This window comes from Chryseomicrobium sp. FSL W7-1435 (assembly GCF_038595005.1).
GTDB lineage: Bacteria > Bacillota > Bacilli > Bacillales_A > Planococcaceae > Chryseomicrobium.
The window spans coordinates 1,946,225-1,957,985 of the sequence record NZ_CP151997.1 but is presented as its reverse complement, the minus strand read 5'-3'; the positions used below and the strand labels follow the sequence as shown (position 1 = coordinate 1,957,985).

9 protein-coding genes are annotated in these 11,761 nt (G+C 41.0%); all 9 read left to right on the top strand.

Annotation, left to right across the window (positions count from 1 at the left end; genetic code table 11):
- Positions 1 to 10: 10 nt before the first annotated feature.
- Positions 11 to 913, top strand: a complete 903-nt coding sequence (sucD, locus tag MKY84_RS09900) for a succinate--CoA ligase subunit alpha (RefSeq protein ID WP_342525839.1) — start codon at positions 11 to 13, stop codon at positions 911 to 913.
- Positions 914 to 975: 62 nt separating this feature from the next.
- A complete protein-coding gene (dprA, locus tag MKY84_RS09895; RefSeq protein WP_342525838.1) occupies positions 976 to 1,821 on the top strand; it encodes a DNA-processing protein DprA in 846 nt (281 codons plus the stop codon).
- Between the two features lie 96 nt (positions 1,822 to 1,917).
- On the top strand, positions 1,918 to 3,993 hold the full coding sequence (topA, locus tag MKY84_RS09890) for a type I DNA topoisomerase (RefSeq protein WP_342525837.1): 2,076 nt from the start codon (positions 1,918 to 1,920) through the stop codon (positions 3,991 to 3,993).
- Between the two features lie 18 nt (positions 3,994 to 4,011).
- Positions 4,012 to 5,322, top strand: a complete 1,311-nt coding sequence (gene trmFO, locus MKY84_RS09885) for an FADH(2)-oxidizing methylenetetrahydrofolate--tRNA-(uracil(54)-C(5))-methyltransferase TrmFO (RefSeq protein WP_342525836.1) — start codon at positions 4,012 to 4,014, stop codon at positions 5,320 to 5,322.
- A 62-nt stretch (positions 5,323 to 5,384) separates the two neighbouring features.
- A complete protein-coding gene (xerC, locus tag MKY84_RS09880) occupies positions 5,385 to 6,275 on the top strand; it encodes a tyrosine recombinase XerC (protein ID WP_342525835.1) in 891 nt (296 codons plus the stop codon).
- 9 nt (positions 6,276 to 6,284) lie between these two features.
- Positions 6,285 to 6,851 carry an ATP-dependent protease subunit HslV gene (gene hslV / locus MKY84_RS09875; protein WP_342528882.1) on the top strand — a complete coding sequence of 189 codons (567 nt, stop codon included), beginning with the start codon at positions 6,285 to 6,287 and terminating at the stop codon, positions 6,849 to 6,851.
- Positions 6,829 to 8,205 (top strand): ATP-dependent protease ATPase subunit HslU, encoded by a 1,377-nt coding sequence (gene hslU, locus MKY84_RS09870; RefSeq protein WP_342525834.1) that lies wholly within the window; start codon positions 6,829 to 6,831, stop codon positions 8,203 to 8,205. The genes hslV and hslU overlap by 23 nt, the downstream gene beginning before the upstream one ends.
- Before the next feature lie 82 nt (positions 8,206 to 8,287).
- Positions 8,288 to 9,064, top strand: a complete 777-nt coding sequence (codY, locus tag MKY84_RS09865; protein ID WP_342525833.1) for a GTP-sensing pleiotropic transcriptional regulator CodY — start codon at positions 8,288 to 8,290, stop codon at positions 9,062 to 9,064.
- Positions 9,065 to 10,982: 1,918 nt separating this feature from the next.
- The gene (gene rpsB, locus MKY84_RS09860) at positions 10,983 to 11,705 is read left to right on the top strand and encodes a 30S ribosomal protein S2 (protein ID WP_342525832.1); all 723 of its coding nucleotides are present in this window, start codon (positions 10,983 to 10,985) and stop codon (positions 11,703 to 11,705) included.
- Positions 11,706 to 11,761: the final 56 nt, after the last annotated feature.

Below are 11,761 nucleotides of genomic sequence, written 5' to 3'. Positions count from 1 at the left end.
AGGGAGAATAATGAGCGTATTTATTAATAAAGATACAAAAGTACTCGTTCAAGGAATCACGGGCTCAACTGCTCTTTTCCATACAAAACAAATGATTGAGTACGGTACTAAAATCGTTGCAGGTGTAACACCTGGTAAAGGCGGTACAGAAGTAGAAGGCGTTCCAGTATTCAACACAGTTGAAGAAGCTGTAAAGGCAACTGGCGCTAACGTATCTGTTATTTATGTTCCAGCACCATTCGCTTCAGATGCAATTCTAGAAGCTGTAGATGCGGAATTAGATATGGCAATCTGTATTACTGAGCACATCCCAGTGCTAGACATGGTTAAAGTGAAACGCTACATGGAAGGTAAAAAGACTCGTTTAGTTGGTCCTAACTGCCCAGGCGTCATCACTGCTGATGAGTGTAAAATCGGCATCATGCCTGGTTACATTCATACTAAAGGTCACGTTGGAGTAGTTTCACGCTCTGGTACACTTACGTATGAAGCTGTTCACCAATTAACACAAGCTGGCATTGGTCAAACGACTGCTGTTGGTATTGGTGGAGATCCAGTAAACGGAACAAACTTTATCGATGCTCTTGAAGCATTCAATGAAGATGAAGAAACATATGCGGTTGTTATGATTGGTGAAATCGGCGGTACAGCAGAAGAAGAAGCTGCTGAGTGGATTAAAGCTAACATGAAAAAACCTGTAGTTGGTTTCATTGGTGGACAAACAGCACCTGAAGGCAAACGTATGGGTCACGCAGGAGCTATCATCTCAGGTGGACAAGGTACTGCAGAAGGAAAAATCAGCGCTATGAAAGAAGCTGGTATGAAAGTTGCAGCAACTCCATCAGTTATCGGCGAGACATTAATTGAAGCAATTAAAGAAGCGGGTCTTTACGACGCGTGTAAAACACACTAAACTAGTAGATACGGCGAAAGCCGTATCTTTTTTTATCCCCAATTATTGTAAAGAGGTGATCTATGAACGACAAACAGCGACTAATTGCCCTGCACAGCTTAATCCCCTGGCCATGGAATAGACTTAAACCGATCTTCGACACTCTGCAACACCATTCAACTTTGACTACTCCCATTCCCCAAATTGTGCAAGAGCAATGGACAAAAGCTCAGACATTTCCTTTTGAAGCTTTCTACACCAAGCACTCCATCACACTAATCACTATTTTCGACACCGACTACCCAGAACAACTCAAAAATCTTCATGATCCACCTGCGGTTTTATACATTAGAGGGAACCCAAGTCTATTAAAATCTGCCATTGTAGCGATAATTGGTTCACGAAAGTCGACCCATTATTCTGAGCACTGCATCAACTCCATCATGCCATTTATAAAATTGCACACGAAAACAGTTTGCAGCGGTATGGCAATTGGAGCAGACACTATGGCACATCAAGCTGCAATAGCCCATGAGACGCCGACCATCGCCATACTGGGGTCTGGATTCCATCAAATTTATCCTAAAACTAATCACAAATTATTTGAAGAGATGGTTACTAAACATCTTGTGATCACTGAATATCCGCCACAAACAATGCCTGCGCCGCACCAATTCATTGCGCGAAACCGCCTGATTAGCGGACTTTCACAGGCTGTCATTATTACCCAAGCCGAAAAAAAGAGCGGGACTATGTCGACTGTTGATTTTGCACTGGACCTGGGAAAAGAAGTTTACACATTCCCTGGAAAAATAGATTCAGTGCTTAGTGAAGGACCTCATAGTTTGATTCAACAAGGTGCAATTTTGCTACATTCTTCAGCTGATTTTACAGACTCATTTGTACTCTCTTCACAACAGGATAAATGAAAAACCTTGCAATCAGTGGAAAACTGTTATACATTTTGCAACAGGTATTTGTTTTTATCGTGAAGCGGATTACCTTCTATTTAAAGGAGGCCAATTATGTCAGATTATTTAGTAATCGTAGAGTCCCCAGCAAAAGCAAAGACGATTGAAAAGTATTTGGGGAAAAAATATAAAGTAAAAGCTTCTGTTGGTCACGTTATTGATTTACCACGTAGCCAAATGGGAGTAGATGTAGATAATAATTATCAACCAAAATATATTACTATACGCGGAAAAGGGCCTGTCCTGCAGGAATTAAAAACCGCCGCCAAAAAAGCTAAGAAAGTTTATCTCGCGGCTGACCCCGACAGAGAAGGAGAAGCAATTGCTTGGCACTTAGCGAATGCTCTATCCATCGATGCGGATTCAAATTGTCGCGTTGTCTTCAATGAGATTACTAAAGACGCAGTCATTGAATCATTTAAACATCCACGCCCATTAAATCGTGATTTAGTGGATGCTCAGCAAGCTCGCCGAGTGCTTGACCGCCTAGTAGGGTATAACATTAGCCCAATACTATGGAAGAAAGTAAAAAAAGGACTATCAGCAGGTCGTGTTCAATCGGTAGCATTACGATTAATCATCGATCGTGAGAACGAAATTAATGCGTTTGTTCCGGAAGAGTACTGGTCGATCGAAGGCGCTTTTGAAAAAGGGAAAAGTGTTTTTGAAGCGATGTATTATGGAAATCGCAGTGAAAAGAAAAAACTAACTTCAAAAGAAGAAGTAGATGCAGTTTTGAAGTCCATGAAGGGGAAACAGTTTACTGTCGATAAAGTAGTCAAAAAAGAACGTAAACGCAACCCATCTCCTGCATTTACAACCTCTTCTTTACAACAAGAAGCTGCTCGGAAGTTAAATTTCCGCGCACGCAAAACAATGATGCTCGCCCAGCAGCTCTATGAGGGTATCGATTTAGGGAAGAAACAAGGAACTGTCGGTCTGATCACATATATGCGAACAGATTCTACACGAATTTCAGATACAGCAAAAAATGAGGCAGCAGGTTACATCAATGAAAAATACGGAAACGATTTTTTATCAACTGCTCAAGCTGTAAAATCATCTAAAAAAACACAAGATGCCCATGAAGCGATTCGTCCAACGAGTGCCCTGCGTACTCCAGACGATGTGAAGGCATTGCTAACGCGAGACCAGCTTCGCCTCTACAAACTTATTTGGGAACGCTTTATTGCAAGTCAGATGTCCCCTGCAGTTTTAGATACGGTAGCGGTTGACCTGACCAATCAAGATGTCATGTTCCGTGCAAATGGCTCACAGGTAAAGTTTGCAGGATTCATGAAAGTCTATGTAGAAGGTTCAGATGATCAAATTGATGACAAAGATAAATTATTGCCTGATTTAGTGGAAGGCGAAAAAGTGAAGGCATCTTCAATTGATCCAAAACAGCATTTCACTCAGCCACCACCACGCTATACAGAGGCCCGTCTTGTGAAGACGTTAGAAGAGTTGGGTATAGGCCGTCCATCAACCTACGCACCAACTCTAGATACCATTCAAAAGCGTGGCTATGTAACGCTTGAAACGAAGCGTTTTGTACCAACAGAATTGGGCACAATCGTGCATGAGCTAATGATTGAGTTCTTCCCAGATATTATTAATATCGAGTTTACTGCGCAAATGGAAAAAGATTTAGATTTAATCGAAGAAGGACAGATTGAATGGATCAACTTGATTGATCGCTTCTACGGTAACTTTGAAAAGCATGTGAAACATGCTGATGAAGAGATGGAGAAAATCGAAATCAAAGATGAACCAACTGGTGAGGATTGCGAAAAATGTGGTTCTGCAATGGTTTATAAGCTTGGCCGTTACGGAAAGTTCATGGCTTGCAGCAATTTTCCAGAATGCCGAAACACAAAGGCCATTGTAAAAGAGATTGGTGTTCCATGTCCTACGTGTCAAAAAGGCCAGCTTTTAGAACGGAAAAGTAAAACGAAGCGTATTTTCTATGGCTGTGACCAGTTCCCAGAATGCGATTTCGTTTCATGGGATAAACCAATCAATCGACCGTGTCCTAAGTGTGAGGAACTGTTAGTCGAGAAGAAATTGAAAAAAGGAATACAGATCCAATGTGTTTCTTGTGACTATAAAGAAGAAGTACAAAGCTAGAAAGAGGGCAATTCGTTCATGAGTCAAATTGTAAATGTAATTGGAGCTGGCTTAGCAGGAAGCGAAGCAGCTTGGCAATTAGCAAAACGCGGTATTCAAGTAAAACTATATGAAATGCGACCTGTTAAACAAACACCTGCACATCATACGGATAAATTTGCAGAGCTAGTCTGCTCGAATTCTCTGCGCGCAAACAATTTAACAAATGCAGTTGGTGTCATCAAAGAAGAGATGCGTATTTTAGATTCGTTAATTATTAAATCTGCAGATAATAGCGCTGTTCCTGCTGGAGGAGCGCTGGCTGTTGATCGTCATGACTTCGCTGGAAGAGTGACAGATGTGATTCGAAATCATCCAAACATTGAAATCGTACCAGGTGAAGTAACAGATATTCCTGAGGGCATCACAATCATTGCTACTGGCCCATTGACGTCACCTGCGTTAGCAGAGAAAGTGAAAGAATTGACGGGTCAAGATTATCTCTACTTCTACGATGCAGCGGCACCAATCGTGGAAAAAGATAGCATCGATATGGACAAAGTTTATTTAAAATCTCGTTATGACAAAGGTGAGGCAGCTTACTTAAACTGTCCGATGACAGAAGAAGAATTTGACCGTTTCTATGAGGCGTTGATTGCAGCAGAAGTTGTACCTTTGAAGGAATTTGAAAAAGAGATTTACTTTGAAGGGTGTATGCCGTTTGAAGTAATGGCTGCACGTGGTCGCAAAACTTTGTTGTTTGGACCAATGAAACCTGTAGGTCTCGAAGATCCTAAGACAGGGAAAATTCCGTATGCGGTCGTTCAATTAAGACAAGATGACGCAGCGGGAACATTGTACAACATTGTTGGTTTCCAAACGCACCTTAAATGGGGACCTCAAAAAGAAGTTCTTCAACTAGTCCCTGGTTTAGAGAATGTTGAGATTGTTCGATATGGTGTGATGCACCGCAATACCTTTATCAACTCACCAACAGTCTTAGAACCTACGTATCAATTGAAAGCAAACCATCAAATTTTCTTTGCCGGTCAAATGACAGGTGTTGAAGGGTATGTAGAATCTGCAGGTAGTGGTCTGTTAGCAGGTATTAATGCAGCACGTCTTGTGAACGGTGAAGAGCCATTTGTTTTACCGGCCGAGACAGCGCTTGGAAGTATGGCTCGCTACATTACGGAAGCAGATCCTAAGAATTTTCAACCAATGAATATCAATTTCGGATTGTTCCCTAACTTACCTGGACGCATCCGCGATAAAAAAGTCAAAGCAGAGAAATTTGCTAATCGAGCATTAACAACAATTCAAAATTTTGTGAAGAGTAATTCACTTTAATTGCAGTTGACCCCTACAGATTGGTATAATCTTAGGGGTTTTTACGTGGAGGAGGATGGCAGATGGGAAAGCAAGAACTGCATGATTTTCTAGAATTTATTCAACTCGATAAAAACTATTCACCTCATACTGTAAAAGAGTACGAGACAGACTTAGTTCAGTTTATAGCTTTCCTCACAGAGGAATCAATCGCGTCATTCGAAGAAGTGGAGTATTTACACGCTCGGCTATATGTCACAAAACTCTATAACGCCAAATTAGCGAGAACAACTATATCACGAAAAATATCAGCCATTCGAACATTTTACATGTTCTTATCAAAAGAACGTTCTGTAAATTCAGATGCCTTTCAAGCACTCTTCCATCCAAAACAGCAGAAGAAATTGCCGCAGTTTTTTTACGAAGAGGAACTACAAGCTTTATTTGAGGCAGTCCAAGGTGAGACTCCCTTAGCCATTCGGAATCAAGCACTTCTTGAACTGCTCTATGCAACCGGCATGCGTGTAAGTGAATTGACAGCTTTAGACACGCAAGCGATCGATCTACCTTACGGAATAGTCCGTGTCATGGGGAAAGGACGTAAAGAGCGTTATGTACCGGTTGGGAGCTTTGCAGTAAGTGCACTTGAAACTTATTTAGAGACAGCACGTCCTCGGTTAATGAAGAACGCGCAACACGCGACGCTGTTTGTCAATAATCGTGGAGAACCTTTAACCGATATGGGTGTGCGTTATATTCTTCAAGAAATCGTCAAAAAAAGCACCTTAACAAAATCCATTTACCCACATATGATTCGGCATACGTTTGCTACGCATCTTTTGAATAATGGGGCAGACATGCGTACGGTCCAAGAATTACTAGGTCACAGCAGTCTGAGCTCCACGCAGATTTATACACATGTAACGAAAGATCATTTACTTTCCACATATAAAAATGCACACCCACGTGCATAGGAGGAGACAATTATGGCTATACACGCTACTACTATCTTTGCGATTCAACACAAGGGGCAATCTGCCATGTCAGGCGATGGTCAAGTCACTCTAGGGAATCAAGTGGTGATGAAGCACACTGCTAAAAAGGTACGCCGTTTATTTAACAACCAAGTGGTTGCGGGCTTCGCTGGCTCAGTTGCTGATGCATTTACGCTATTTGAAAAGTTTGAAGCGAAGTTAGAAATGTACAATGGCAATCTACAACGTGCAGCAGTCGAGCTTGCAAAAGAATGGCGGGGCGATAAAATGCTGCGTCAGTTAGAAGCCATGCTACTTGTGATGAACAAAGATACTTTGTTACTCGTATCAGGAACTGGAGAAGTCATCGAGCCAGATGATGGAATTTTAGCAATCGGTTCTGGCGGAAATTATGCTCTTGCTGCAGGACGTGCTTTGAAGAAGTTCAGTGGCGAACAACTCACGGCAAAAGAAATTGCGCATGCAGCACTAGATACCGCAGCTGATATTTGTGTCTTTACAAACCATAACATTATTCTGGAGGAGATCGACCATGACCAAAGAGACAACTCCTAAACAAACAAAAGCGTATTTAGACCGCTATATTATCGGTCAAGATGAGGCGAAAAAAGCGATTGCTATTGCGCTACGCAATCGGTACCGTCGAAAATTATTGAGCGAAGAACTGCAACAAGAAGTAGTACCTAAAAATATGTTGATGATTGGACCGACTGGTGTAGGGAAAACTGAAATTGCCCGTCGTATCGCTAAATTAACAAACGCACCGTTCATCAAAGTTGAGGCCACTAAGTTTACAGAGGTCGGCTATGTGGGTAGAGATGTTGAGTCCATGGTGCGTGATCTGGTTGAGGCGTCTATTCGAATAGTGAAAGAAGAAAAGACAGAGCAAGTGAGACCTCAAGCAGAACGTTTGGCAGAAGAGCAATTAATCAAACACTTGGTCCCTTCTTTAAAAAAGAAAACCAATCCAACGAATCCATTTGAAGCGCTTCTTGGGGGCCGTCCAGACCAAGATGAAGAAGAGGATTCTTCGATCCGATTAAAAAGAAGTGAAATTGCGGATAAATTAAAAGCTGGTTTACTAGAAGAGGAAGAAGTAACGATTCAAGTCACAGAAGCAACACCTTCATTATTTGATATGATGCCAGGTGGAGACCAAGGTCAAGGTGCTCAGATGCAGGATATGCTTTCAAATCTAATGCCGAAGAAGAAAAAGAAACGCAAAATGAAGGTAAAAGATGCAAGACGCGTGTTAATTCTTGAAGAAGCCGCCAAACTGTTAGATACAGATGAAGTCAATCAAGCCGCTATTGAAAAAGCCGAGCAAGACGGAATTATCTTCATTGATGAATTTGATAAAATTGCTGCAAAATCTGGAAATGGAGCAGATGTTTCTCGAGAAGGTGTGCAACGAGATATCTTACCAATCGTAGAGGGATCCACTATTTCAACGAAATACGGGGCAGTCAAAACGGATTATATTTTATTCATTGCTGCTGGAGCTTTCCATATGGCCAAACCGTCTGATTTAATTCCCGAGCTACAAGGACGTTTTCCAATCCGTGTGGAACTCGAAAAATTATCGAAAGATGATTTCGTACGTATTTTAAAAGAGCCTAATCATTCTTTGATTCAACAGTACGTGGCTTTACTAGCAACGGAAGATATAGAAGTAGTCTTTACGGATGAAGCTATTGAGCGAATTGGAGAACTAGCATTTGAAGTCAATCAGGAGACCGATAATATTGGGGCGCGTAGACTGCACACATTATTGGAGAAGGTGATGGAGGATCTTTCTTATGAAGCATCTGACATATCTCCTGCCCATGTGGACATTACACCCGCATTTGTGGACAGTAAGCTCAAAAATATCGTAAAAAACAAAGATTTGTCACAATTTATCTTATAAATGAAACTTTTTTGTTTTAAAAACAATTAAAAAGCTTTAGAATATTTTATAAATAGAAAAAATTTAAAGATGGAGGTTCATAATGAATCTATTAGAGAAAACACGTAAAATTAATTCCATGCTCCAAGCGTCTGCAGGGCAGCAAGTGAATTTTAAAGAAATGGCAGAATCTTTGTCACAAGTAATTGAGTGTAATGTATTTATCGTAAGCCGTAAAGGGAAACTTCTAGGGTACGATATCAACCAAAAAATCGACAACGATCGTATGATTCGTATGTTAGAAGATCGTCAATTCCCAGAGGTCTACACAAAAGGTCTATTTAAAGTAACAGAAACATCTTCAAACTTAGACGTAGAAAGTGAATTTACTGCTTTCCCAGTCGAGAATAAAGATCTATTCAAAGAGGGCTTAACAACAATCGTGCCAATTAACGGTGGTAGTGAGCGTCTAGGAACTTTAATTTTAGCTCGTATCAATGATGCTTTCGGTGATGATGATCTAATCTTAGCTGAGTATGGTGCTACAGTAGTTGGTATGGAAATTCTTCGTGAAAAATCAGAAGAAATTGAAATCGAAGCACGTAGCAAAGCAGTCGTTCAAATGGCGATCAATTCACTTTCTTACAGTGAATTAGAAGCTATTGAGCACATTTTCGAAGAGTTAAACGGCAATGAAGGTTTACTAGTAGCTTCTAAAATTGCAGACCGCGTAGGTATTACTCGTTCTGTAATCGTAAACGCACTACGTAAATTAGAATCTGCTGGTGTTATTGAATCACGTTCACTTGGTATGAAAGGTACTTATATCAAAGTACTAAACAACAAGTTCTTAGAAGAACTTGAGAACATGAAGTTATAATCGAAGGAGCATTTTCTCTGTCACAGGAGAAAGTGCTTTTTTTATTGGAGTTTACTAAATCGATCTAAGTGAAATCTGAAATCCCTCCAGCCAGAACACCATTTCCTAGGTGAGTTTCTGCGAGCCTCCCCACGTCAGCCGAAAGAAGGCCACTTTCGGCTGCGTTGCCGGGTCTCGGTAAAACTCAGTTGGCCTGGGAAATGGTAACCTGGCTTCCGGGATTTCAAATTGATTCAGGTAGTGGCATTGAATCTGTGATGAGAGGTAAAAGCTACATTATGAGCACTTTCTGTGACTGGAGCACATAGATGCACAAAGATCTTACTAGGAAGGGCTTAAAGTAAAAAATGTTTAAGGTCTTACTAAAAACCTTCAGGAGAAGTTTACTAGACCAATTTAAGTGAAATTTGAAATCTCTCCAGCCAGAACACCATTTCCTAGGGGAGTTTCTTCGAGCCTCCCCACGTCAGCCGAAAGAAGGACGCTTTCGGCTGCATTGCCGGGTCTCGGTAAAACTCAGTTGGCCTGGGAAATGGTAACCTGGCTTCCGGGATTTCAAATCGATTCAGGTAGTGGCATTGAATCTGTGATGAGAGGTAAAAGCTACATTATGAGCACTTTCTGTGACTGGAGCACATAGATTCACAAAGATCTTACTAGGAAGGGCTTAAAGTAAAAAATGTTTAAGGTCTTACTAAAAACCTTCAGGAGAAGTTTACTAGACCAATTTAAGTGAAATTTGAAATCTCTCCAGCCAGAACACCATTTCCTAGGTGAGTTTCTGCGAGCCTCCCCACGTCAGCCGAAAGAAGGCCACTTTCGGCTGCGTTGCCGGGTCTCGGTAAAACTCAGTTGGCCTGGGAAATGGTAACCTGGCTTCCGGGATTTCAAATCGATTCAGGTAGTGGCATTGAATCTGTGATGAGCGATTATTTGCTGGTGATGAAGGAAAAAACGATTCTGATGAGCGATTAATCCATTCTGATGATCGGGTAAATCCGTGATGAGTGATTATTTGCTGGTGATGAAGGAAAAAACGATTCTGATGAGCGATTAATCCATTCTGATGATCGATTAAATAATTCAAGAGCGAGAAAACGAGTGTGATGAACATTCCCCGATACTAAAATATTTTAAATGGTCAAGATCTTACTAGTAAGGGCTTAAAGTAATTAAGAATTTGTACTTAAAAAGTAATGTTCAGCAATCTCGCTGACCAACACGGTGAAAGTTTACAACCTTAATCGAGCCTCGCGTTAGCGCAGCGATTCTCTAACTTTTAAACTCGCGCAAGATGTGAAAGTTGTTACTCCAGTAGAGGCAGAGCCGAAACGAAGACGTTGCAAGCCACCACTTCCTACAAAAAAGCACTTCAACTAGCCGGATGCAACTGGAGAAACTTGTGTAAGCTCGAACTAAGAAGATTCGCGCTGGGCCCGCTCGACTAGAGCGGGCCCAGTCCTTTTCGTTCTTAATCTGAACTTGAAAACAAGCTTCGTAAGATGCACCTGAATTAGAAGAAGTTCTTGGTCCAATCCTTTTCGTTCTTAATCTGAACTTGAAAACAAGCTTCGTAAGATGCACCTGGATTAGAAGAAGTTCTTGGTCTAATCCTTTTCGTTCTTAATCTGAACTTGAAAACAAGCTTCGTAAGATGCACCTGGATTAGAAGAAGTTCTTGGTCCAATCCTTTTCGTTCTTAATTTGAACTTAAAAGCAAGCTTTGTAAGATGCAGCTGATTATAGAGAAATACTATCTTATACACAAAACAGATTTTTCTGTTGTCAAGCTGTCCAATGTATGGTACATTATAAGACGGTATGATTATACACGCTATTCTGATGGTTAAGCAGGTGCCTACGGGTCGTTTGATCACAGGAAGAATAGCGGAAGTTTAAACCAATAGGAGGAAATATCATGTCAGTTATCTCTATGAAACAACTACTTGAGGCTGGTGTACACTTTGGTCACCAAACTCGCCGTTGGAACCCAAAAATGAAGAAATATATCTTCGTTGAGCGTAACGGGATCTACATCATCGATCTTCAAAAAACGGTGAAAAAATTAGAAGAAGCTTATGCTTACATGCGTCAAGTTGGCGAAGAAGGCGGTAAAGTCTTATTCGTTGGTACGAAAAAGCAAGCACAAGAAGCAATCAAGGACGAAGCAGAACGTTCTGGAAACTACTACATCAACCAACGCTGGTTAGGTGGTACGTTAACAAACTTCGGTACAATCCAAAAACGTGTTGCTCGTATGAAGCAAATTGAGAAAATGGAAGAAGACGGTACTTTTGCTGTACTTCCTAAAAAAGAAGTTGTACAACTTAAAAAACAACACGAACGCTTAGTGAAGTTCTTAGGCGGAGTACGTGATATGAAATCTCTACCAGACGTTATGTTTGTTGTAGACCCACGCAAAGAGCGCATTGCGGTTGCAGAAGCAATCAAGTTGCACATCCCGATCGTTGGTATCGTTGATACTAACTGTGATCCAGATGAAATCGACTATGTAATCCCTGCAAACGACGATGCAATCCGTGCTGTAAAACTTCTTACTGGTAAAATGGCAGACGCTTTACTTGAAGCAAAACAAGGTGAAGATCTTTCAGAATCTACTGAAGAAGTAGCAGCTGAGTAATTTTTAAACAAACAGGTGATAAGCGGCCAACCCACTTATCACCTTTTTTTAAGAAC

Excerpts from the sequence above, each read along its gene's own strand:
- trmFO (WP_342525836.1), top strand. The coding sequence starts at position 4,012 with ATGAGTCAAATTGTAAATGTAATTGGAGCTGGCTTAGCAGGAAGCGAA.
- topA (WP_342525837.1), top strand. The coding sequence starts at position 1,918 with ATGTCAGATTATTTAGTAATCGTAGAGTCCCCAGCAAAAGCAAAGACG.
- codY (WP_342525833.1), top strand. The coding sequence starts at position 8,288 with ATGAATCTATTAGAGAAAACACGTAAAATTAATTCCATGCTCCAAGCG.
- sucD (WP_342525839.1), top strand. The coding sequence starts at position 11 with ATGAGCGTATTTATTAATAAAGATACAAAAGTACTCGTTCAAGGAATC.
- xerC (WP_342525835.1), top strand. The coding sequence starts at position 5,385 with ATGGGAAAGCAAGAACTGCATGATTTTCTAGAATTTATTCAACTCGAT.
- rpsB (WP_342525832.1), top strand. The coding sequence starts at position 10,983 with ATGTCAGTTATCTCTATGAAACAACTACTTGAGGCTGGTGTACACTTT.
- hslU (WP_342525834.1), top strand. The coding sequence starts at position 6,829 with ATGACCAAAGAGACAACTCCTAAACAAACAAAAGCGTATTTAGACCGC.
- dprA (WP_342525838.1), top strand. The coding sequence starts at position 976 with ATGAACGACAAACAGCGACTAATTGCCCTGCACAGCTTAATCCCCTGG.